The following is a 26916-nucleotide window of genomic DNA, read 5'->3' on the forward strand; positions in this document are numbered from 1 at the left end:
TATAGAATCCTATTCAATTTTATTGCATCGATGCTTTAATATCTTTCTCTTTATTGTTAAGATAATTTAATCTATTGTTAAGACGTAATTTTTCTGCTTGTTGTTTAGCTCTACTAGAATACTCCAAAGCTTTGTTGAAATCACCTTTGCTAAAATAAGCATCTGAATAAGTTATATAAAAAAACATTTTTATTATGTCATCAGCTCTTTGCTCAATTAAGTTATTGTATTTATTAAACTCTATTATTACTTTATCCGCTTGGTTGGTTAACATAAGTAGTTCTCCATATAATCTGATTGATAGTAAAAAGCCTCTAATGTTATCAGTTTCCTTAAATAAAACTATTGCTTCTTGAATTGATTTAATAGAAGCCTCTATTTCTAGTGTACTTATATTAATTTTATCTGTTTTTGTGTTTTTCTCTAAGACAAGATTAGCTTTAGTATACAATAATCTTGCCTTTAAAGCTTTCATATCCTGATCTTTTACTGACTTATTTATTTTCACATTTTTATACTCATCAAATGCTTTATTTAGCTTTTCTTCAGCCTCGTGATAATTACTAATTCTACAAAAATATGTTGAGTATAAAGTTAGAACTCTAAATTTTAACATTTCTAAGCCGTCAGTTTTCTGCAAATATGCATTAACCTGACCAAGTATCTTTAAAAAATCTTCATATTTTTCTTGATAATAGTAGATTGAAGCAATTATTAAATCTAATGTCGCAAGATTTTCATTATATTTATCCTTAAATTTAGTTTTAAATTGCTTACTAGTTTCAATAATTTGTTGAAAAGAATTAGTTAGTTTAAATTCATGTTCATTATCTATAAAAAATTGTAATAGGGATTCAAACCACCCTAAATTTAAGGTAGAATAAATATTATTGTTTTTATTTAGTACCTGAATTATCTTATGATGTAAAACTGCTTGTACTAGGCGATGGATAGAAATATTATTATCATCATAATTGATCATGGAATATTGCCATAATAGAGCAATATGTTTATTTAATGTTAATTCTGGAGATGATAAATGAGGATGAGCGGTTTGTAGCCATGTAAGCAATAGTTTACGAGAGATTCTGTCTGGTGCTAAGTAAGCACATACTGTTAAAAGCTCAATAGCTATTGGCGGTTCATTGTTAATTTTAGTATCTCTAACAATTGCCTCTAAGGTGATGTTCCAGGTTATTGCCACTGGGTAGTTATAACTATTTGTTTCTCCTAAAAAAGAATTATCAGCTAATAATTCTGATTCATACCTCTGGTAAAGAGCTAAATATTCTGGAATAGTGATATGTTTTTGCTTAATATAAGCACTCGCTTGTACTAGTGCTAAGGGTAAATATCCTAAAACTTCTACTAATGTCCTCATAGCATTTTGTTCTTCTGCTGCCACATTTCGCTGTATTAAAGTCTTTATTGTTTTAATCGACTCCTCTTCTGTCATGACATCAATAGGCAATATTGAAAATTTTGTTGGCCAATGACGTTGACGAGTTGTTAAAATCATATATCCACCAGTTTCTGGTAAAAATGGTGCAATTTTACGATAGTTGCTTACGTTATCATAAACTAAAAGCCACCCTGGATTCTCAACTAACCATTGTTTAACATAAGCAATAATGTTTTCTTTTGTATAGGTGTTTTCTGCGTATCCTAATAACTTAGCGAATTCAATATATTTATTATATAAATCATCAATGTTTTCTGCAGGAAACCAAACTTTAAGTGTATACGGATGCTTTGTGTGATTGACATATTGCAAGGCTAATTGTGTTTTTCCAATTCCTCCAAGTCCAGCACATGCAGTAACTGCTACATTATTTATTCCTTCTAGTGTATGATTCTGATGTAATTTACTGTATAAATTACTTAATAGTTTTTCTCTACCAACAAAAACATTATCTTGTCTAGGTATATTCCAACTAGTCAAATTCTTAGGAAATATTATTGACTCTTGTGGTTTAAGGTAGGGTATTTCTGCTTCTTGACTTTTAACCGTTTTTTTAACAGCTGGGCTAAATATAAAAAGATAAGCACTACAAATAATCAAAAACAATATACTAACTATTGGTAGGTAAATATTCCTAACTTTAGCTTGAATATTTTTGTCTGTCAAATAAGATTGAGGAGAAACTAAACTAGACTTACTTGACATAATATTATCTACATTCGTATTAGAAAAAATTCTTGTGATAATTTCTAAAAAAATAAAATGATATTGTTTAAATAGAGAAAGATTAATATATTCAAAATTAGTTTGTTTAGGTAAAAATTCTACACTTTGCTCTTTCTGTGTTATAAGGAAAAATACTTTAGATATATCCTGATCATTAGACATAGTAACAGACTTACTATCTTTTTGTCGTTTGGATATATTAGTTTCATTTACAGCACAAACATAGATAGTACATTGCTTTTTACCTTCTCCATGTGTCTCCTTATGCCTTAGAACTATAGGAACATTATCAAAATCTTCTTGCAGTTCTATATAAACTGTTATGCCTATAAGCTGTAAATCACTACGTATCTTATTAATCATCAAGTTTAAATCATTGTTTTTTAGCATCTGCAAAACAATAAAAAAAGATATATTATAAGACTTTGTTAATATTGAAATTTCTTTTAAGGTTTTCTTGAATTCTTGTTGAATTAATAAACTGCAATAATAACTTTGTATTAGTTTATATTTATCAGATTTTTCCATAAAGTTTATAATGCCCTCTCGGGCATTTGTTCCTATTTTCCGTTTGATATTAGAAATATGACTTTCAATAGTTCTTGTCTCGACTTGTTTATCCTCATTTGATAAAAAATTAGCTACTCCTTTTATGTTTTTCCCATGCATAATGCATGCTATTACATCCATCTCTCTTGATGTGAATCTAATATTGTTAATTACTAGTAAATGTTTTTCATACATCTCTTGTGGACATAGTATCTCTTGATCTTCCATAAAATCTAATTTATTTAAATTATTATATAAGGTTAACATTTTATAACTATAAGATTATAAAATAGTATACAAACATAAATAATAGATAAATTTTTACATTCATGCCTATGTGTTTTTTACTTATGTATAATACTTACTGTTTTTTTAAGAGTTGGAATAATTCTAATTTAGGTTTTAATGAATTCTTCCAATAAGTAGGTAGGGGAGTTAAACTGCACTTAAGTTATTGCAAAATGATCAGCCTTTTCCCTCCATAAATTTAAAAATAAAGTTCCAATAGTTATATCTTTTCTGGAGTTTAGTGGACTAATATGGGGTTAATAGTTAATTACAGAGAGCAAAAGCTGATTATTTTATGATAAATATTTTAAAACTAAGTTCACAGCAATTTAGTAGAGTATTAATTATGCAAGGTATAAATACTACTGACTTACGTAATATCATAGGTACTATTAGCACTAAACTACATAGAAATAATATAGCTGCTGAAATACATTACAGATTAAAAGACCCTTGTTCTGCTTTAAAGAAGATATTAAAAAAAGCTATCACTGTGAAAGAATTAAAGGACCTAATTGCTTTTAGGATTGTAGTTGATACAAAAAAAAACTGTTATAAAGTATTGGATATTATTTACAATATCTATTCTGTTAATGTAGAAAAGTCTAAAGATTTTATTACTCATCCTAAGGATAATGGCTACCGTTCCTTACATGTCATAGTTGATATCTATGAACGTAATATAGAAATACAAATACGTAGCAGAAAAATGCATAATACAGCAGAATTTGGCACAGCTAACCATGATGAATATAAAAAGACACAGGAAACAAAATTAAGAAAGTTACTCTCTAATTATAAGCTTAATACAGCTTATATTAATACTGAGATCAATAACGCCTATAATATTTTGAGCGGGTTTAATTGGACTATATTAGAACTCTTTGTTTATGAGCGGGTAATTGAGAATCTTTGTCATAATTTGTATGATATACAATTGAAGGGTTCTGTCGCATTTATTGCAAATAACACAAGGGAAGAGTAGAATAGTGTAAAGAAAGTATATCTATACCATTTTATATTTCTCCGAAACTGCTTAAATATTTTAAATGATTCTGTTCTTCACAGGAAATCATCGTGTTATATTTAATTGAAATTAAGTCAGAACGCCCTCGCTAAGCGAGGGGCTTGACGGTATTGAGCAGCCCAAAGGGCTGCCATTGTTAATTAAGATTCTCCTGTTTCGTCAGAACCTAGACTATCAAGTTGCTCTTGGTTCTTAATCATATATTTTCTCCTTTGACCGTCAAGCCAAAGAGGTTATATATGATAACTTTTTATTTTATACTAAATCTAAAGGTCAAGCCTTGATGGTCTCACTAGTCAAACTATAGTGAAACCTATTGAATTAGGTGATACAAATTTTGTGTCATACCTGCGAAAGCAGGTATCTAGATTCCCGCCTACGCGGGAATGACAATTTACAATTGTTATGTTCTTTGTCACCTAATCCTATGGGCTTAACTATAGTACCTTATCATTGAGTTAAAGGTGGTAAAGTTTCTATCCCTGCCATTTATCGTAAATCTCTTCGACTTAAAGAAGGTGATGAAATAGTTTTTAATCTTAATAACAATGAACTTACCCTAATTCCTATTAAGACTAGTTTACAAAAAGTACGCGAAATGATAGTTCTTATATCTAAAAAATATGTTATAATTACTTATAACATATTTTTTAGATATAAGAACCTCAAGATAAAGCACATTGTAATTATTGCAAAAGTAATAAAATTACGGTTAGAAGAAATACGCCTAAAAAATTTCAATGTAATTCTTGTGGTAGGATTTTTTCAGTGTTTTAGGGAACGATATTTGCACATTCGTCAACCGATTTAAGAAAATGGTTTTACACTATTCATTTATTTTTGAATAGTAAGAAAGGTATATCAGGTTATCAATTACAGCGTGAGGTAGGAGTTTACCTATAAAACAGCTTGGCATATGCTAAAAGTTTGTTATGGGCAATATTGAAAATCAACAATTCCTAGGCACTCTAATATAAGTAGACGAAACGTACGTGGGCGGAAAGGCTAGAAAAAGCAATAATAAGAATGATGATAATGACGATTTACCACCAGTTAATAAAAGAGGTCGTAGTACTAAAAAGAATGTTGTTGTCGGCTGTGTTGATAGAATTAACAAATCAGTACTTGCTAAAGTAATGATAAAAAACAACGAGGGCAAGAAATTAACAGGTAAACAACTATTAGATATATTGCACCAAGTTATAACTTAAGATAGCGTAATTATTAGCGATGAGTTTAAGGACAACAATATACTTGATGATCATACGAAAGAATATGTTGCTAACGGCGACGTCCATACTAACAACATTGAGAACTTTTGGGAAACTCTAAAGCGTGGTATCTTAGGAATTTATCATCACGTATCAGCTAAACATCTTCAAAAGTATGTAGATGAATTTGCATTTAGATACAATAACAAGGATATGAATTGTATGTTTAACTTATTGGTGAAGCAAACGGTATTATAGTGGAGAATTGTTACAGAAAGGGCTTTAGCCTTTTAGTAGTTCAGATTAATATGGTTTTAACAATAAAAAAGTTTGGTATTTAATTATGAAATATTCTAATTTAGTTGAAAGAGATATTGAAACTGCAATAGATAACGAATTAAGATATTTAAAATGGAACGACGATAGTAAAAATCTTAATTCTTGTAATGTTTATAAACAAAGAGCAAAAACAGAAAAACAAGAAAAACTTTTAGGAAGGAAAAGACCTGATTATATTTTATATAGAGACAATTCAGACGAACCAATTGCAATCATTGAAGCAAAAAAGCCATTTGAGGATATAAATAAAGCACAAGAACAAGGAATAGAATATGCAAAAATATTAAATGCCCCTATTGTATTCGTAACTGATGGAATATACACTAAGACTTATCATATAAAAAAACAGGCAAATTTAATTCTAAATAATGAAGAAGTTGACGAATTATTAAATCAATCAACTTTACTAAATTTCTTACAAGATAATATCTATAATTCAATAGATAGAAAAGTCTTACAGTCAAGAGAAGAATTAATATCTATATTTAAAACTATTAATAATGACCTCAGAGATATGGGTATTAGAGGAGGCCTTGATAGAGTAGATTTGTTTTCAAATATCTTGTTCCTTAAAGTTATTAGTGAACTTGCGGAAATGAACGACGAAATTATAAATCTACCTCCAAAAGATTATCTATGGAATAATTTTAAAAATAAAAAAGGACTGGATTTAGTAGATTTTCTAAATAAACAAGCATTTGATTATTTTAAGAAATCTTATGGCGGAGAAGTATTGTCAAAAATGGAAATATTAAATGGCAAGGAACATATCTTAAATAACATTATTGCAAGTTTAGATGATTTATGGTTATCCGATACAAGCACTGATATAAAAGGCGATGCTTTTGAGTATTTTTTACGAAATTATGGAGGAGCTGAAACAGATTTTGGAGAATACTTTACACCAAGACATATTGTAAAAACAATGGTAAAACTTCTCAATCCTCAATTTGGTGAAAAAGTATATGATGGATTTTGTGGAACTGGCGGAATGCTAACAGAGTCTTTTAAGTATATAAAAAGAAGAATGCCACTTAATCAAAATACAATAGAACAACTAAAAAATGAAACTGTTTTTGGTGGTGAGTTTTCCACAATGTTTAGAATTGCTAAAATGAATATGATTTTAGCTGGAGACGGACATTCAAATATAACAAGGCAAGATAGCTATGAAAAAAAGCAAACTAATAAATTTGATGTTGTAATTACAAATATTCCATTTGGAAGTAAAAGAAAGACAGATTATCTTTCTCAATATGAATATAATGGGAAATCTGCAGAAGTTTGCGGCATATTGCATTGTTTAGATGCTTTAAATAGTCAAAATGAAAATGCAAGAGCAGGTATTATAGTGCCAGAAGGTATTTTATTCAATGGCAATAAAGCATATACACAGCTTAGAAGAGACTTAGTTGAAAAACATAGTTTAGAAAATGTAATATCTTTGCCAAAGGGAGCTTTTGCGGATGCAAGTATTAAAAGTAATATTTTGATTGTAAAGAACAAACAAAATAAATCAAAAAATCATATATGGTATTTTGATTTACGAAACGATGGATATACTCTAAACAAAGCAAGAAAAAAAATACACGGACAAAACGATATTGATATTTTGTTATCAGAAACTTCTTTAAATATTGATGATATTGATAGATTAAAGAAAATTAATTTTGATATACTTTATCAAGATAGAATACAACATAATCAGTATGTATTGTTAATTAATCAATATAAAGAACAAACTATTGATAATTTTGCTTTTCAAAAATTTTCTTTAAAAGAACTTGAAAAGTGTGATGATATAGAGTTTTTAAAAGGAAACGGCTTGTCTAAAACAAAAATTGATAGTAATGGAAAATATGAATGTATTTTATATGGAGAATTGTACACATTATATAATAATCTATTTATAAAAAAAATCTACAGCAAAACCGATTTAAAAGGAAAAGTTTTATCACAAGAAGGTGATGTATTAATACCAGCAACAACAACTGCCGATGCAGACGGCATTGCAATAGCAAGAACTTTATGCAAAAGCAATGTTATTATAGGTAGCGATATTAACATTATCAGAATACATGATAAAAATAGAATAAATCCGCAGTATTTATCTTTAGTCTTAAGCTATCCACTAAAAAGTGAATTGGCTAAATATGCAAGAGGAGCTAATATATTGCACCTTAATAATACAGATATAAAAAAGATAAAAATACCAGTACCAAGGCTAGAAGAGCAAGAAAATATTGTTAAATTATATCAAATAAAAGAGCAGGAAATTGAAGATTTTAAAAATAAAATCAAATCATTAGAAATGGATATGAAAAATAGCATAGTGGATGCTTTTTTTCAATCTAAACTCCATAACTCATTTTATTTCTTTGATTGAAAGATATAGGTTTACAACTAATCGTCCGTTAAGGGATGATTGCGATTAATTATTTATGCTGTTGTCTATAATGGACTGAAAAATTTAGACAAAAAAGCAGGTAGTTTTGTTTTGTAATAAGATATAATAAAAATTATACTTAGGATAAACGAATGGCAAAGAAACAAAGTAGCACCAAACAAAATGCTATACATTATGTAAAAACATAAACAAACTATTAGAAGCAGTTTGTTAGTAGCCATACAACTTGAATATTTTAGGATAGACGAAATATATACCGATAATCCTGAATTTGGATATTGTTGTATACATAGGCAATTATTAGAAAATGGTTTTAATAGACTTCTTTCGAGACTTCATCTGAGAGGTGGTTTTGTCGTCAGAATTAATCTCAAAATCCTCACGTACGTTTGTCGTACTGCTTACGGTTTTTCGATTAATTTTTTCTAAAAACCCTTATCTCATACCTAGTTTCGAAAGAAGTCTAATGTTAGGTAAGGATAGAATACACAAATATATGGAGATAATGGGCATAGAAGCTATTTATCTGCATAAGAAGAAAGCTGTTTCTGTGAAGGATAATCAGCATAAAATTCATAGTTACTTGCTTGATCAAATCAGGAAAAACGAAAACGATCTATGTACCTAATGTCAATGAGGTATAGAGTGACAATATAACTTACATTAGAACTAATGGTGGTTTTATGTATCTTGCAGCTATTATAAATACTAAATAATATGAATAATAATAACTTAAAAATAATAGTTGAGACAAAAACATTAACTCAGGCTTTGGCTTTTGCCAATTCTGTGGTAGAAAAACATAACGTAATTGCTGAACTTAGTCATGTTAAATTATCATCTAAGGATGGTAAGCTAGAGCTAATAACTACTAACATGGAAATATATTTAAGCCAAAAAGTAGCAGCTCAAGTAATAAGTGAAGGCGAAATAATGGTATCTACTAAAACATTAAATGACATAATAAGAAAGATATCTGATAATGATGTAACGCTCAGTGTTTCAAATGAAACAGATCATCTTGAAATTTTAGGAAAGAATTGTGCTTTTAACCTACTAACCCTACATGCTAACCAGTTCCCTGCGTTAGATGATATTAATATTGAAACTACTTTAAAAATATCTTGTAGTGATTTTGTTAAAATGATCGACGGTACTTTGTTTTCGGTATCCGTTGATGAAACTCGTTATAATCTTAATGGTGTTTATTTCTATGTAAAAGATGAAGAATGTTGTATGGCTAGCACCGATGGGCATAGATTATCAGTGTCAGTAGTAAAAATATCCAATAATGCTAGCGAGTTTGGAGTTATTTTACCTAAAAAGACTCTCGAGGAAATTGTTAAGATACTGAAAGACCCCAAGAATATTCAACTGGAAATTGAAATTTTTCTAAGTGTTAATAGGATTAAATTTGTTTGCAATGATATTATGATGGTATCAAAACTAATTGATGGAACTTTTCCGGATTATCAAGCTTTTATCCCAGTAGAGAACAACTATAAACTTACTATTAATACCAAGTTGCTAACTGATGCTATAGATAGAGTAGCGACAATAACTATAGACAAATTTCAAGCAATAAAATTGATTTTATCAAAAGACTTGCTTGAAATTACCGCTTCTGGAGAAGCAAGAGGCGTGGCTAAAGAATGCATACCATGTTCTCTAGATGAAAGTAATTTATGCATTTTTGATCATGAAGATAATCTGTCTATAGGTTTTAATCCTAAATATCTTACTGACGCACTAAGTGCTGTGTTAAGTGCTACTAAAGCAAACCAAGTTGAACTATACTTTTTAAATGCATCATCACCAATGTTATTGAAAACCCTTCAGAATCCTAAAGATGTTTTTGTGATTATGCCAGTTAAGGTTTAATATTCACCTTAATTCGATGTAACAAGTTAATACTAACCTCAGTTCGATATATCTTTTGCTTTGAAAAAGCTAATCTTTTTTCTCATATTTAGGCATTCTAGCATCTAAGCGATATTGATTAATTCCATCAATGTGAGATCTAACTTCTTTTTTAATAAGTTCTTTTCTTTCTTCTATTTTCTTTAGTACTGCTTTACTATACTCTAAAGATTGATTGTCCCTATTAGCTTCAGCTTTCTCACGCATAATTTCATAATGTTCCTGTCTGCGTACATATCTATCGTTATCTATTGTTTTCTGCTCAATCTTATAAGCACTGTCAATCATATTACGAGTTTGAGTATCCGTTGATTTTTCTCGCATGAATCGCTCGCCCATCAACACGGGATTCTCTCCATCATCACTTTCACCTTTAGCTAAAGCATCATATATCTCAAAGGCAAGTTTTTTGTTAGATAGTTCTGCATAATATGCAATATCTGCTGTTCTACCCTGTAATTCAAGCTTGGCTAGATATTCAGGAGATGAAATATCTCCCTGAACAGCAATGGTTTCTTTATTGATTTTAGTTAGAAGTTCTTGACATTCCAAAGATCGTTGCTGATCCTTAAGTGATTCACTATGGGTTCTAAGTCTTGGATCATTATAATTAAAATCTTCCCACTCTGCTCCAGTTAAGTTACCCTCAAAAGCATCCCGTAAATCTTTACCCACAATAGCAGTAAGTGCCTCTCGTTTTAATCCTTCATAACCAGCATATATTCTCTCTCCTATATTTTTACGTTTCTTATCACGTAGCTCTCTCTTTTCATCAATACGCCTATTCATCTCTTGCCAACTTTTGAGTGGTGCTATATTTTTACCAAATAACCCTACTCCCCTTGCTGACATTGCTTGATGTGCATTCACATAAGCTTCCTGAAAATCTTTGGTAAACTTTGCATCACTCGCTAATTCTCGTAAAGTTTTACCATCTTTAGTTTTCATTAAATCATCAAGCTCTTTCTGCTGATCTTTGTCAAGTTTTTTACCTTCTCCAAATTTAAGACCCGCTAAATAATCACGAAGTTCGGAGTAACTATTACCCTCAAATTCTTTATCCGTTCCATCCGGTTTAATTGCTTTAATAACCTCACTAATACCCTTTTGGTAATCAGCTTGAGCATGAACATCTTCATAATCTATACCATAAGTTCTTTTTACTTCATCTAAAACACTAGATTTTACTGTCCTTGGATTCAGAGCTTCTTTTCTTACCCCTTCTATCAACCACTTGCCCTCAATCATCATGTTCTCATAGGCATTGGCAATGGGCATGGTTGCTATTTCGATTGCTTGATTTGCCCTTTGTTTAGCAGCCTTTAGAACATAATTTGCAGGTCTCTCTATTTGCTGTTGAATAGGGGCATAAGCAGCTTGTCCAATCGCTTGTAAATTTGTTAGATTACCTGAGGTGCTAGATAAGAATTTAGCACTTGAAACAGCTATATCATTAAATTTACTTAGTAAATAAACACATACAAAAATTAACAACAATCCATCCAGCTGAACAAACTTACCACTGAAAAAATTATGAATTCTTGTTAAATCTTTGACTGGATCTAAAAATGGTAATTCAACATATCTTTCCTCAATACATTGATAAGCTAAACATAGTTTGCCATCAGGAGAACCATCATCGCTGCGATGATCGACAGGCACTAATATATTAGCCTTTGTTTTAGAAAATTTGCCAGCTTTCATTGGAGATGGAAACCACCAATAAAATATTGAGTCTCCAAGACTAGTGTCTAGATCTTCATTCATACTACCAAATAGGTCATTTATCGGTCCTAAATTTGGGAAGTCATACTTACATACCCCAAAACCAAGTGAAGAATATATTTCTGTTCTGATAATCATTGAAATAAAAGCAATACCAGTAAATAATATAATTGGTTGTAGTGCATAGGAAATCAGCTGTCTTAACCAGTTTTCAAACAATGAACGCGTGATACCAAATAACATAAAGCAAATGAATATTGGAGCCATTATGATAATCATCCCAACGGTTATCAGTGCTGTAAGATATATAATAGTAGCCTTAAATACCATCATGAAGATAAAATAAAGGGCTATCAAGAATAAAATTATATATATAAATCCTAACGGATCGACAAATAGTAATGAAAATAATTTTGCCATAGTTTGCGGGGCTAGCATTAAACCTATAATACTCCAAGATCCAGGTCCGGTAGCTGCTGTTTCTTTAATTATTTGTAATATTTCCGCTACCCCTTCCATAAAAAACACGAATAAGTAATCATGGAAAAATTGCCAGCTACTAGTTGAACTAAGTAACGTAGATACTATACTAACTTTTACTACTCTAATTATTAATTCAGTATGTGTGAGATTAACATTACCAATCAGGAAAGAAAATCCTGTAAACATAATATACAAAGTTAACAAAGCCGAAACAGATACACGATACCCCGGTGTTTTAATAATACCCTCGTAAATTGACCTAACTAGCCCTGTATTCTTGCCATCACCAAATAACTCAGCTTTTATTAAATTCGTTAAAAATTCAATAGGGTCAGGTCTAGTGTCAGTGACCCCAGATTTAATAACTACACGGTACTGACCATTATTATCATCGTAAAATTTATCTAAAATCTTAAAATATAATGGGCATTGAACGTATTTAACTTTATCCTCATCTGCATATTGATAACTTATTCCTCCAGCTTTTACTAATTCCCCTCTTTTATTAAGATCATAAAGTGCATAACCAACAAGAGGTGTACCAAGGTGGGCGGTAATGCCTTTTGGTGTACGTTGTGTATCCAAAGAGAGATTAGGATTTGTATCACGCTCAGCAATTAACATGTATAGCCCTACACCATTTTTAAATAAACATGGTGCATTACTAATGCTAGCATCCTTACTTTTAGTACACATGATGCCATCTATAAATTGGCATACTTGTAGTCTCTTACAAAATTCAGATAAAGTATTGGTATTATTTTCCTGACCATACCACGCACTCCAAGCTGATAATTCTGTAGAGTTGTTTTTATCTCCTTTAGAATAATCCCAAGTTTTTACCAACATAGTAAGTGGTTGACCATTTACATTATATCCAGTATTGATCCAAGGAGCTGTTTGATTATCTTGTTGTTGCCCGCTTAACTCTTCTTTTTTATATCTTGAAGAAATTACAAATTTTATAAAGCCAAAATCATCTGCATCAATGCACCTATCGCCAGTACACCCTGAAAGGCACAACATAGAAATTAATAAAATAACAAAAATATTCTTCATTTATAAAAACCTAGGCTTAAATAGTAATTATTCCTTTTTATTAGATCCACCACCTGCTTCACCACCAGTGTCTGAATCATTTCTTGAGGCAAATATTTTGCCAGTATATTCTTTGTTGCTGCCAGAATTTTCACTTTTCCTAGCTTTATAATTTTGATCTATAACCTTATCCTTAAATATCCTAGCTGGAGCAAAAGCTAAATCCTTTACTGGTCTTGCCACAGATTCCATATCCTGCATAATAGATTTTGTAGGATTATCAGGCTCTTGGTAATTACCTTCCCGCCTTGCAGGTGTTACATTCGTCAATTGAGCAACTACTATAGTCACATAATCGACAAGTCCATAACACATTAGGCAATAAGCATAGAATAATAAGCTACTGGTAAATATTACCAAGAATGTCCCGGTAGAATTTAATAAATCCTTTGCATTACTAATTTCCGTAACATCCGGTGCGAAGAAAGGTATTCCAGGTAAAAATGGTATTTTGAAAGAAAAATTAATAGGTATGTCCATATGCGTTAGATCTAACCCTATCTCTATTGGAATGAACGTACTATCCCAACATGCTCTTACCACAATTTTTAAAAGTTGTTCAGACATCACTTGATCTATTAATAGAAAAAATATTAATAATATGGTTGGTTGCATCATGTAACTAAATAAAGTAGATAACCAGTTATCGAAAATGCTTTTTGTCTTCTCAAATAGTACCAAAATTATGAATAATGGTGCTAAAGATATCATAATCGCAAGACCAATATAGGCTATAACGTAACCTATGATAACTTCCAAAATGGCTCTAAAATAAAGCGTCAGAGAATAAATAGTCATGATAGCAACAAGAGCAAGACCATTATGAATTTGGAGTAATTGTATAAATAAAAGCCCCCAAAATCTGCCATTAGTATATTTATCAAATATTGGATCAATAAAACCAAAAATGTTAGCTTTAGAACTAGTAAGCCCTACTACATTGGTCATTAGATAGTCAGTACCCTTAATAAAGGCGTTAAATAAGTAATTATTGAAAAAGTTCCAACTATCATCTCCTATTAGTATTACTATCAAAGTGATTTTTATAATTCTTGTTAATAAGTCTTTGGCAGTTATTTGAATAGCACCCGCTAAAAAGGTTAAAGCATATATTATTACGTAAAGAATCAATGCGGCTTTTATGATTCGGTGTAATGTTACATTTTTAGTTAGTTTAGTATAAAAATTCATAGTAAATTTATGAAACTCATCGGTAATAGGTTTAACTGCCCCTTTATATACAATATCTGAAAACCAAGTACTTCCAGTGTAATTAGCATAATTTACCTTAATTAATCCCATTACCTCTTTATTAGGATTCTTTACCCTAATCCATAAATAACCATCTTTGTCAGCATCAGTTGAAAAATCTTGGTTGATTTGTGTACCCACTAGCGATGCAAGTGGTGTTACACCACCTTTTACTATAATATATTCAACTTCTATGTCTTTTTGTTGTGCATCACTAACAGTCTTATCACCATTACCTACTTCTACCATCATAATGTAGCGTCCAAAATGTAGAAAACTGCTACTTAAATCTACAGCAGGACTATTAATATAAAAATTAAGTTTATCAAGATCAGAAAATGTAGTCCAATCACTCATTAAAGGTTTATCTAGGGAAGTAAACATTCCTTGGATTGACCAATCAGTTAAAAAATCTAAATCTCCAGCAATATCAGATTTATAATATAAGAAACTCTTTTTTAAAAATTTAGAATATACAAAGTTCTCTGCTTCTCTCTTTATAATCTGATTATTTACCAATATCCTCATTCCTCTCCCTTGATCATAGAAGCATACTGGAGAGTTATCTTTATCATTAGCAAAATCAGGACAAATTGTAATAGCTAAACGGTTCATATCTTGTATAATCGCCGGATTCAACGGTTTGCCAACTAATGCTAATTTATCTAATACCTTGTATTTTGTATTTGCTCCAGTACCCTGGCACACTTTATCCCTTGAAGGATCAATAGAATCACATAATTTTTCTGCAGTTGAATATAGTATTTTATTATCAAGGTTGCTATTTGTATAAAGTGACGGGACTCCTAACATATTATTGTCAAGCTCTGACTTTAAAAAATCTTCGTCAGTAACTACACTAAAAAAATCTCCTGCTCTTGCGAGAGTTATATTTATTACATCACCTTTTTCTACTCGAATTTTCTGTCTATTGTTAGCAAAATTAAAATAGTCTACATAATTCTGCATTTTGCTAAATGCCAAACTTGTATAATCTTTAGTAGGATCAGTTGCCTTAAATTTAGGAAAATCAGTAGCTTCATACTGTTTAGTTAAATAATTAAAAGTTTTAATAAATATTTGAGGTCTAGCAAATCTTGGATCTATACGGTAAATCACCCGGTATCTTCTTGGACTACTTACAGCTCCCCTAGTACTCCAGTCAAACTTAATTGCTTTATCTTTTTTGACATAGTTACCAGTAGAATTCCATTCATTTGGTTTTGCAAGGTCTAAAGAAATGCTACCTTCTTGAAAACTATTAAATTTTGGTACTTCTAGACATGCTGAAAATAAAGCTGCAAGCCCATCTAAACTTGAATTCATCCAATCAAGTTTACTGTCATCATCATTAGCTTTGGCAGGATGGTAGGCTAACAGAACTACTAAGGCAATAAAAACTTGCCCCTTAAGTAGAAAATCTACCAACAAAATTAGATGCCTGAAATTTCTCATCCTATTATTCACTTCATTTTCAGTTATTACTTTGGATTCGCATTAGAACCACTTTCATTACCACTACCACTCTCAACACCACTTCTTGGATTCTGATCCTTATTGTTACCATCACTATCCTTGGTATCACCTTTTGACCTAGCTTTATTCCCTTTATCAATTGCTTTATTCCTATCTTTTAATCTACCGGCAGCTTGCTGTTTAATCTGATTCCTAGATGCCTGATCTAAACCAACCTTTTTTAAAGCTCCTTGTTCCATTGCCGATGACATTGCATGTCCCATAGATGTAGCAGAAGGTCCAGCGGTACTAGTCAACTTTGCCACCATTTTTCCAGAAAATTCAACATAACCATACATTCCATAAGCAATCATAATTAATGCAATATAATGTTGCATATTCAAACCCATCATACCAGAACGAGAATCCATTCCCCAAGGTACAAACCAATTGATACAAAAAATCTCTAAATTAGAGAAAATCGCAGGAAGACCTGGGATAGCGGGAAATGGAACTTTTATAGGTAAAGCACATTTCCAACACACACTATAACCAGTTGCAAAATCCAAGTAAATTGTAAATAGCTGAGTAAGTATAATAATTCCTGCCATTAAAATTACTGGCTCTATCATATATCTAAAAGTAAACCTCACCCAATTATCAAATAAATATCTAGTAAAATCAAATAGCATAAACGTAAGAAATAATGGAGCTATACCAATTAATATAGCGATTGCCATAAATGCCATAATATAAACTGCCACGGCTCGAAGAGCGGTGATGATTACTATCATTGTAGCAATAAATACTATAACAAAATAAATCAATCCACTAAGACCCATAGAGATTAAAGAAAGCACTTGACCAGCAAAAGTTTTACTGAACAATATTTTACTCATTAATGCATCTAGGAACATGAAAGGATTTGTTATCTTATTCGTCGATGAAAACATGCTATAGCCACTCATATTCGAGATGATTCCATCTGAAAAGTTAGTTACAAAATCAAATATATAATTATTGAAAAATCCAAAAGTACTTTCATTCATTAACCCACTAACTATAGCAATTTTTGCTATCCTAATTACCAAATCCTGTTGGTTGATTTTGACCATACCTAATAAAAACATTGCTCCGTATGACATAACGTAGAGAATTAATACGGCTTTTATATAGTGAAAAAAGTTAGTACAAGTAGTAACTCCCCCACCATAGCAGGTCATGTTCTCGAAAATCATTATAGCTGCACCTTTAATTTTTCCTTTTAATAACTCAAATAAAGGAGTTAAAATATTTAAAGTAAAACTACCAACTTTTTCTGAGGTAAAGAATTGTACTTTATACCTACCATAACTTTCTTTATAATCCTCTTTTTTATTGAGAATTCTCATCCATAGATATCCATTGCCACTTGTAGTAATCTTCGCATTACCTTCGGCATCATCCATATTAATACTATTAGCGGTATAAGGTTTACTAGATGTGTTAGGATTTTCGTCATATGGTACTACTAAATATTGTATTTTACCACGATTAGCCTCAACATCATCAAAACTCTCGCCATTAGTTCTTCGACATTTAGTCTGCTTAATATTTAAGACATAGCCACCAGTATTATTGGTATATTTGTCATCTTTTGACCATAAACGATATTGTAAATAGGTTTTTGCTGTACCGGCTAGAGTCCTATTATAAATGATTTTAGCAGCTCTACTATTATTTATTGGATCATACGTTTCGTCTCCCTCAATTACTTTGGCAAATTTATAGTTTCCTCCTAAAGATTTGGCATTAGTTGGAGTCTCACTGTTATCCATTCTATATAACAGACCTGTTGGACCATCGGCAGAATACCAGAAATATCTTTTATTTTGGTATTCTCCTTCTATATAAGCTTTATCTTTTATACTATGATCAACATCAGGACACGTACTAGATGCAACACTAGAATTATTAGAACATTCAGGATGAAAATCAGTGAATAGATCATTAACATTATCAACTTTCCTAGACCACGGGTATTTAAAATCATTATTATCTCGATAAGGTTCTGGTGCTATCGTTGCTATATTACTCCAAACACCACATCTGTCACATAACAATTGCTCACAACAAGCACCTAAGAAACAAAATTTACGTGACTGGCATCCCAAAAAACATCTTTTAGGACAATAACTATGATAATTACAGTTATAATAATCATCAACCCATTTACAACCACTGACATACTCCCCAGAATATATTGAATATCTACCACATAATGGGCTGTATTTTCTCTTGCCTTCTGAACAATCTGCTGTCTCTATAAAATTTTTAAATTCACCATCTTGCTTAACAAGCTTAAAGACATTTTTTACACTAGCTATATTATTTGGCAAATCCGGCAATTTCTTGTGATCCGGTAAAATTGATACTATAACCTGATCATTAATAAATAATTCAGCTATATTTCGCCATTCATCAGTTTTAGCATCAAAAATTAAAGATAGTGGTTCTGCATTAGTTTCTTCAATCCTAGGGATGGCAACCATGTTATTATTGGTATCTATATCTGAAGATTGTTGAATATTATTTTTTGGGATATAAGCTCGACAAAGACTTATGTTACCCTCTATTTTAAACTTAATATCCTGCTTATCTGTAACAGCTAAATTAGTATTTAACCATTCTCCATAATGTTTAGGATCATACTCAGTCTCAATTGAACCATCTGGTTTTGTTTTGGTAATAACAGTATAGTTTGCTGTTGCGTTAAGCATGATTGTATTAGTAATACGATCAGTACTACCTCCCTTTGCGTCTTGATCATATCTAAGGAGGCAACCGTTGGTAATTTTTACTGACCCTATCATCGCAAGTAATACCATAACAACGCTAACCACTAGAGCCGCTATGCCTAATACCATTATAAGTTTTGATAAATTTCCTTTCATACAATTTTTATACAATAATATCCAAGTTAATTACTACCACTTAAGCAGCTTCAATGTGATTCCTGCCGTTGCTAAGAATGACATACTAGTGATCCACGCGGGCAATGCCTACGCGGGAATGATATATATAGTCAAAACTATGTCATCCCAGCGTAGGCTGGGATCTAAAAAATAACCTGCAAAGGCTACTAAATATTATAGATTCCCGCCTACGCGGGAATGACATCGTTTTTGATCCTGTAAGTACCATTACTTACGTTGGATTTTTAATCCACGCGGGCAATGCCTACGCGGGAATGACATCGTTTTTTGTTACCCTGCACCACCGCCACCACCATTCATACCACCACCGCTTCCAGAACCCATACCACCGCCGCTACCGCCACCACCACCAGAACCTGCCATACCTTCATCAGCTTTGCCACCACCTGAATCTTTTGCTTCTTCTCCTCCTTTCCTTGGTTTTTCTAAAGGATTTTTCTGCGGTGGTTTTCCACCGGAGCTTTTTGAAGCATCGGCAATAAACTCCGCCCCTTTCTTAACCATATCAACTATCTTAGTAGGACTAGCTGTTACAGAATCCATGATAGGACCACCAGTAAGCTCGGCGGCAAACTGACTAATTGATTTTGAAAAATAATAAAAAATAATTGAAAAAATTAATACATAAAGTAACTCTACTAACAGTGATACGACATCTATAACAATTGAGTTAATTGGAAAAAGAATTAAAAGATGCTTCTCCCAACCTTCCCCTGAATAATACCGTAATAATTTATATCCAGCACTATTTTTACAGTCCTCAGTATTAGTATTTGGTAATCTAAGCTCAAAAGTACTAAACTGAACATCACTGCTATACGTATAGTCATGCCTCATAAACTCACAATTCTTGTATATTGCCGAATCATACATAGTAAGTAACAAGGCAATAAAACCAGCTACCACTGCGGGTTGCACTGCACAAGATATACAAATTTTTAGCCATGCATCAAAATATGCTTTGGTTCTAGTAAATAAAACCATAGGAATAAATATAGGGGAAATATAGGTCATGACATATATGGTAACTAGACATACTAAATAGTGTGTTATAAAATATAAAATTATTGAAACAAATATTACAGAAAATATTATTCCAGATGCTACTATTATTATTTGTCCAGATAATAATAAACCAAACATCACAGTAAAAAATCTGAATCCGCCAACCTTACTCAATGCCTTTGGTGCTTCCTTTCCAGGTTTTTTAAAGTTTACAGCAATACCTTTAGTTCCACCCGGCACATCATTGGGAATACCGTTTAAAACGGATTCTGTATTATAATATAGCCCCATACCCAAATAATAACCTATCCTACAATCAACAGCATCCCAAAGTGCATAAAACTTATAACCATCTTTATACTTACTAGTATCGTACTCACATAATCCTCGAGAGCCACCAGCATTAAAAACTATTTGGGCAAATTGTGGAGTAAGCTGCGTGAGTAATGGTAAACCATACTGAAGCATACCATTTTCGGTAGTTTCCTTTCCACCCTTAAAATACGCTGGTCCAAGACCTGTAGCAAAATAAGTGACAACTACTAGCTTCATAACAAAAGATGCTATTTTATCTAAATTACCATATTCTTTGCTTAAAATCATATTAACAGCAAAAAACATAACATATAATATTAACGCCGCCCTAATAGATATTTTCAAAGATTCTTGGAAGGTTGAGAAAGGATTAAGGGCAGTCAAACTAATCTTATCATTTTTTGGATCACAGCTACTATAACGAAAAAAAACTTTATCAAGAGTTTCCTTTACGCAATCTACAGCTAAGCCAGAAAAATTAAGTAATGACTGACTCCTTGTAGTACCCATATAACAAGTTTTACCTATATTCCGGCATTGTTCGTTTGGTGGTGGTATCGGAGCTGGTGTGGTAGTATTTTTACAAGCTAGTGGAAGTTGTCCTTTTGAGGTAGACATGACTAGGCACAATCTGTTATCGACAATCTTTACTGTTAAAATAATATCTTTTAATAAAGTATTTCCACCTAAATCAGGATTATTATCAGTGCTTAATTCACTAAGACGCTTAGAATCATTTAAATTAAGAGTAATAACTTTACACTCTGGAGAACTACCATCTTTATTTTTTAGACAGAATTTAAATTGTGGGTCAGTTGCATCACACCCATTAGGAGTACCGGTCATATCAATACTATATAGAAGATGCCCGTAAGCTGTGTTTTGTCTTAAATAACCATCTACTGCAAATGAAGCTGATGGACACGGATCTCCAAAACCAGCAAAAACTTTGCTTGAAAAAAGTACCAAACAACATTGTATAAAAATTCTTATGACTTTACCAAGTGGGCAAATTTTAAGTAGGTATAACAGCCCTAAGGTGTCATTCCTGTTTCCCTTAATGCCATCCCTGTTTCCTTTAATGTCATTCCCGCTTCCCTTTATGTCATCCCTGCGAAGGCAGGGATCTAGAATATCTAAAGCACCTTTCCTGTCTATTTCTTTAGATTCCCGCCGCAGCTCGAATGACATCGTTCCATTCCTGCTTCTCTTAATGTCATTCCCACCTACGCGGGAATGAGGACTATTATACCTACTTAAACTTGTACAGTTGGTGACTTTATGAATTTTCATCAGAGCCATCTTTTTTTATATTAGTTCTAGCAGTTGTAGTTTTCTTAGCTGGTCTAGTTTTAAGATAACTCTCCTTCCTAGCTTTTTCCTCAGGATTTTTTATTTCTTGTTTAATGTCACCAGCCTTTCCAGCTTGTATAGTAGAATCCTCAAGTCCTCCCAAAGTTTTAGAAAGTAACTCAGGGGTCTTTTGCTCTTTTGGTAATTCCTTAGTAGAACCTGCTTTCTCTACTGTCCTTTCTAATTCTTGCGTATTTGTAGCCATCTGTGGTGATCTATTAACAAAATCCTCTGTTTCTACTATTTTACTAGTTGGAGGTAGAATAGGTTCGTCAATAGTCTGCAAATTAACCCTTGATTCCTTTGAAGAACCTCCTGCATTTGAAGAACTCGATTCAGATACACCAGCTGCAGTAGATTCTGCTATATGACGGGCTGGAGAGATAGGTAGTCCACCACCACCTAGAGACTTGCCACCACCTCCTCCTGCTGTTGATACAGTATCTCCAGATGAACCGCTGGTGTCTAAGGTATCTCCTGCTGATTCACCACCAGTAGCTTTAGTATCTCCAGCTGATCCACCTCCACCACCTAGATCCTTAGTACTAGCACCTCTAGCTACTTTATCAGCCGCCTGCATTTTACCAGCAGCTCCAAGAGCAGCCATACCAGCTTTGTATATTGCTTGTGGATGTATGGCAACACCACTAAGAGGTACACCTTCAGTCATATCAGCTGCAAACTCTGCTAATTGGCTACTAAAGTGATACATTAAATACAAAGTAAAGCAGGCAGTAATTAAAGCTAGAGCAATATCCTTAATTTTCTCAAAAACTAATTTGGGTGATACAAAAAACATACCGGGTCCCATAATAATACCTTGCAAAAACTGGTATTCAGATAAATGATCGCTTGTACTACCACTACCTGGTTTTTTTTTGACAATCTCATTGAGGTTATCTTTAGCAAAATCAAAAACTGTTGCTAGTGGATTATTAAGCATATAACCTAGGCTATTCTTACAACTTTTAACATCGTCTTTATCAATATATTCATCCCATTTAGTATTAACATAAAATATTTTTACCTTTCTTTTTCCATCTCCCCCACTTTCTATACTATTTTGTATATGGTTACTTTCATATTTACAGTGACCATAAAAACCGAAATCATAAACTGAAAACATCATAATCATAAAGGTTACCACTACCATAGGTTGTAGTAAAAATGATATTAATAACTTTACCCATGATTCAAAGTAACCACGAGTATATTCAAATAAAAACATTGGCACAAAAAGAGGAGCTAAAACACCTAATATTACTATAGATATCATGCACATCACTGTAGCATTCACCATAAACGCTCCAACAGAAATCACTAATAAAGGATAGGACAGTGCCAAAGATACTAGAGTCATGTTACCTGAAATAATAGCAGGAATCAGTAAATATACATAAGGTGGGGCTGAGAAACTAAAAAAGTCAAAATTCTTGAAATCATGATTTTTATATTGATTTTCTACCAGTAAGGTTGATAACATATCTAATCCTAAATAATGGCTTATATGACAGTCTAATGAATCCCATAATGCCATATAAGAAAGATTTTTATCGTAAACTTCTCCATCAAATTTACACAACTCTGATGGAGAAGCATTCATAACCCAACCAGCAAGTGTATCTATTCCTCCTAATAATAAAGGAAAAGCCCATTGCACCATACCATCTAGTCGATTATAGTCAGAATTACTACCAGGAGTAATGTTTATACCTACAGAGAAATAGGTCACAAACAACATCTTTAATACAAAATTAATTATTTCATTTTTAGGAGGAACGTCACCAGAAAGTATGATTTTAAAACCAAAGAAAATTACATATATAGTCAATAAAGCGGTAACAGTTCGGTGCATATTACGTTGAAATTGAAATAATATGCTACTTTCTCTTTTACTTGAATTAATTACTTTATTAATATCATCAAATGTACAAACATCTTTACTAACCAGTAATCTTGCCGTCATTTCTTTAATACATTCTATTAATGGTGAAGAGATAACGATGGCTGCCTTAGAATTATTATAAGCTCTTTGGTAACAACTAGAAGATGATACACCACAATCAACTATTGCCATTGGGTCAGTAGCGGTATTAGGACCTTTCTTAGTCCCACCATCAAGACTCATAAAAGTCGCATAAATCGATTCAGGGTAAGGTTCTCTAATATACTTACAGCCAACTGATACCCAATCTGCTAATATAGTAGGAGCAGCCACACACATGGTATCTTTTATTTTTACTACTTTAAAAACAACTGATATAGGTACGTCCAACATTACACTAGAATAACCATCTTTTGTGTCCTTATAAATAGTATGAAATGATGCTTTATTGCTCTTCCACGCTTCCATAATATCTTTCCACGGATCAGAACCGGTTAATACGGCCTTAGCAATAGCAATAGCAGAAATGGCTATCGCCTGTACTCTAACAGCTGCTAGCTTAACATTATTACACAATGCAAAGGTTAATTTAGGGTCATTTGGATCAATTTTATTATTTCTTGCACATTGTCCTCCAGGGTAATCTCCATCAAATAATTCATGGTCATTTATTTTAAGACGTAGCATGGTATTTGCATATAATCCTGGCGAGATTATATTAGCAACGGCAAAGGTAAAAAATGATGCCGGTATACAAGTGTGAGAAAATTCCGTACGTAATAAATCACCGATACCTTGAGTCTCACAGGTCAAACCTGAAAGAATATCAATTATAGTATCTAAAGTATCTTTTTGTTTTGGTTCTTCTGCATAACTATTATGGATAACAGTAAAATTTACTAGACTGCATAGCACTACTATTCTAGCAAATATTTTTGCTCCACTAAGTAAATTTTTTATAAAATTATAATGCATAAATTAACTAAAGTGATTTTACTTCCTCATAAAATACCGGTAACCATTTTTCAGGATCATCACCATGTTTCTTTCTAATCCGATCTAACAATAACACTGTTTCAACCCGACCAGAAAGAACATTGATAATATCAGTCATACCATCTAAACTTATTTTTGCAACAACCGCATCTACCCCCTGTTTTATTAAGAAATAACGCGATGTTGGATCTGTAGTTTTTATCAAAATATATTCACGTTGACTAAGCATAAAAGCACTACGATAAATATCAGTTGCCTTAAGGTTTGGTAAGAATATTTGTGTCGCAGTTTGTTGGATCAAGGTATCACTAATCCTGCTTTTAGCTGCATCTTCAACACTTTGGGTAGCAAAAATTACAAAAGTATTTAACTTACGTAAAACCTTTAGCCAGTCCTTAATTTTGGGAGCAAATACTGGATTATCAATCAAAGCCCACGCCTCATCAAGAACTATCATAGTTCTTTGACCATCTAAAGAAATACTAATTCTATGGAAAATATATAGTAGCACAGGAGCAAGACTAACTGGATCTTTTAACAATTCAGTCATATCAAAGCCAAATACTCGGGCTTGCTGCAAATCAATATTATCTGCCTCATTATCAAATATTCTAGCATGAGAACCTTTGCCAACCCACATAGCAATCCTGCCTGCTAAGCTATTAGGACCATCTATGCCCAAAAATGCTACAACATTTTTTAATCTTCTATCTTTTTTCTCTAGCTTAAAATTACCACTTACTGCTTGTGATAAAATCTTATTATCTTCTGATGATAACTGTTCTCCATTAGAAGTAACCAATACTTTAAGCCATTCTAATATAAATGTTCTATTTTCCCCAGTATCATCAAGTTGCAAAGGATTAAAGTTACATTCTCCTCCTGGATCAATTGTGGTATAAATCCCATTAAGTGATCTAATAAATATTTCAGCACCGTGGTCTTTATCAAAGAAAAACATTCTAGGTTTAAATTTTTGTGCTTGTGCACATAAAAAATTCATTAATACTGTTTTACCAGCACCAGTTGGACCAATGATCAGAGTATGCCCAACATCTCTAACATGAAAACTGAAATAAAAAGGTGTTCCCGAGGTAGTATCGAGTACAGTTACATATTCTCCCCAGTGATTATTAAAAACCTTACCTAATGGATAATTATGCATAGATGCAAAACTAGCCATGTTTAAAGTATTTATAGTTGAACCTCTTACTATATAATCCATATTTCCAGGAAGCTGCCCCCAATAACTTGGCTCCATATTAATTCTTTCTCTAACAGGTTGAATTCCAGAATTGGAGAGTTCAACAGAAGCCATAGATAGGGTATCCTCAAGGGATTTTAAATTACTATCAGAGCATAGAAGCGAAAAATGATGTTCTCCAAAACCAATATCACCACTGGTAGCCATATCAAGTGCTCGAGAGATTTCAGCAATTTGTGATACAGCTTTATCCTCTGCTTGAATCATTCTATTTTGTTGTAGTTGCATTTTGCTAATCGCCACTGTCCTATTAGCAAAAACAAAACTTTGGGTCATTACAAACTCAAAAGGCATTTGTAAAAATCCGTCAAAAATGCCAGCTGACGTAGATGGTCCATACTCTAAAATACTTAATATACCGGCATATCTTCTACCCTTTGGACCACGTGCTTCTATAGATCTAGAACCAAAAAACAATCTATGGGTTGGAAGATATTGGTCTATTGAATTTCTTGGAACGGCCATTTGCATTGAAGATCCACAATTCACCAAAGTACCTAAAAATTCCATAATATCACAACAATAGCCACTATTCGATTTGCGTACGCCAAGTAACCTCGCCGAATAACTATGGAATGTATTAACTACTCTTGAGGACATTTCTCGCAAACTATCCTGCATATCTCGCATGTCATTTTCCCAAGCTGATTTATCAGACTTTTGCATCAGCTTTTTAATGAAATATTCGATTATAGCAACCCCAGCTTTATCTGGTCTATAAAGAATACTCACATATAATTCATTAAAAAACGACCTAGAACCTGCATGTTTCTTACGCCATTCATTTGATAAATAAGTTGTGAAATCATTAGGTATTTTTATGGTAGGGTCAGAGGTATATTCAAGCCCATCAAAAACCACTGGTTTGCGTCTCCTGATCGTGTGGAAATACATCACAATATTGCCTGATGACATATTTTTAAGTAACGAATTCCTGATATTTTTTTTAATATCTAAATCTTCATCATCAGCTGTTTCAAAGGAGAAACCACCTATTTTTACTACTTGTAATAATTCATTATTTTTAGTTAAAATAGTATTACTATCCCAATGGCATTTATAAGGAATAAAATGAGAAGTAGGTTTTTCTTTCCTAGATCTCGACTCTTTGGCTGTTTTTGTTACAGATAATTTTATCATTTTGTCATTTTATACTTTGTTCTAATACTACAGTTGTAGTAT

The 26916-nt window shown here is 32.2% G+C and carries 14 protein-coding genes; 7 read left to right on the forward strand and 7 right to left on the reverse strand.

Annotated elements, in window-relative coordinates:
- Positions 1-19: 19 nt before the first annotated feature.
- Positions 20-3004 (reverse strand): NB-ARC domain-containing protein, encoded by a 2985-nt coding sequence (locus AAGD29_RS03985; RefSeq protein ID WP_341758604.1) that lies wholly within the window; start codon positions 3002-3004, stop codon positions 20-22.
- 316 nt (positions 3005-3320) lie between these two features.
- Here AAGD29_RS03985 and AAGD29_RS03990 point away from each other — a divergent pair, with 316 nt between their 5' ends.
- From AAGD29_RS03990 to dnaN, 7 genes are all read left to right on the forward strand, one after another.
- Positions 3321-4010 (forward strand): bifunctional (p)ppGpp synthetase/guanosine-3',5'-bis(diphosphate) 3'-pyrophosphohydrolase, encoded by a 690-nt coding sequence (locus AAGD29_RS03990; RefSeq protein WP_341758605.1) that lies wholly within the window; start codon positions 3321-3323, stop codon positions 4008-4010.
- 520 nt (positions 4011-4530) lie between these two features.
- Positions 4531-4863: a hypothetical protein gene (locus AAGD29_RS10260; protein ID WP_410521189.1), complete on the forward strand. Its 333-nt coding sequence runs from the start codon at positions 4531-4533 to the stop codon at positions 4861-4863.
- Between the two features lie 181 nt (positions 4864-5044).
- Entirely contained in the window at positions 5045-5263 is a 219-nt protein-coding gene (locus tag AAGD29_RS03995; RefSeq protein WP_341758606.1) for a hypothetical protein, read from the forward strand.
- A 39-nt stretch (positions 5264-5302) separates the two neighbouring features.
- Positions 5303-5521: a transposase gene (locus tag AAGD29_RS10265; RefSeq protein ID WP_410521190.1), complete on the forward strand. Its 219-nt coding sequence runs from the start codon at positions 5303-5305 to the stop codon at positions 5519-5521.
- Positions 5522-5606: 85 nt separating this feature from the next.
- Positions 5607-7988, forward strand: a complete 2382-nt coding sequence (locus AAGD29_RS04000; protein WP_341758607.1) for an N-6 DNA methylase — start codon at positions 5607-5609, stop codon at positions 7986-7988.
- A 487-nt stretch (positions 7989-8475) separates the two neighbouring features.
- Positions 8476-8637: a hypothetical protein gene (locus AAGD29_RS04005; RefSeq protein ID WP_341758608.1), complete on the forward strand. Its 162-nt coding sequence runs from the start codon at positions 8476-8478 to the stop codon at positions 8635-8637.
- 89 nt (positions 8638-8726) lie between these two features.
- Entirely contained in the window at positions 8727-9890 is a 1164-nt protein-coding gene (gene dnaN / locus AAGD29_RS04010) for a DNA polymerase III subunit beta (protein ID WP_341758609.1), read from the forward strand.
- 69 nt (positions 9891-9959) lie between these two features.
- Here dnaN and AAGD29_RS04015 read toward each other — a convergent pair whose 3' ends face one another.
- The 6 genes from AAGD29_RS04015 to AAGD29_RS04040 all read right to left on the reverse strand — a co-directional run bounded on the left by AAGD29_RS04015 (position 9960) and on the right by AAGD29_RS04040 (position 26871).
- Positions 9960-13196: a type IV secretion system protein gene (locus AAGD29_RS04015; protein ID WP_341758610.1), complete on the reverse strand. Its 3237-nt coding sequence runs from the start codon at positions 13194-13196 to the stop codon at positions 9960-9962.
- A gap of 27 nt (positions 13197-13223) precedes the next feature.
- On the reverse strand, positions 13224-15941 hold the full coding sequence (locus AAGD29_RS04020) for a type IV secretion system protein (RefSeq protein WP_341758611.1): 2718 nt from the start codon (positions 15939-15941) through the stop codon (positions 13224-13226).
- 26 nt (positions 15942-15967) lie between these two features.
- On the reverse strand, positions 15968-18874 hold the full coding sequence (locus AAGD29_RS04025; RefSeq protein WP_341758612.1) for a type IV secretion system protein: 2907 nt from the start codon (positions 18872-18874) through the stop codon (positions 15968-15970).
- Between the two features lie 312 nt (positions 18875-19186).
- A complete protein-coding gene (locus AAGD29_RS04030; RefSeq protein ID WP_341758613.1) occupies positions 19187-21427 on the reverse strand; it encodes a type IV secretion system protein in 2241 nt (746 codons plus the stop codon).
- Positions 21428-21515: 88 nt separating this feature from the next.
- Complete coding sequence (locus AAGD29_RS04035; RefSeq protein WP_341758614.1) at positions 21516-24449, reverse strand: type IV secretion system protein; 2934 nt, start codon at positions 24447-24449, stop codon at positions 21516-21518.
- A gap of 7 nt (positions 24450-24456) precedes the next feature.
- Positions 24457-26871, reverse strand: a complete 2415-nt coding sequence (locus AAGD29_RS04040; protein ID WP_341758750.1) for a VirB4 family type IV secretion/conjugal transfer ATPase — start codon at positions 26869-26871, stop codon at positions 24457-24459.
- Between the last annotated feature and the right edge of the window lie 45 nt (positions 26872-26916).

The sequence above is a fragment of the Candidatus Tisiphia endosymbiont of Ditula angustiorana genome (genome assembly GCF_964026425.1).
In the GTDB taxonomy this organism is placed as follows: domain Bacteria; phylum Pseudomonadota; class Alphaproteobacteria; order Rickettsiales; family Rickettsiaceae; genus Tisiphia.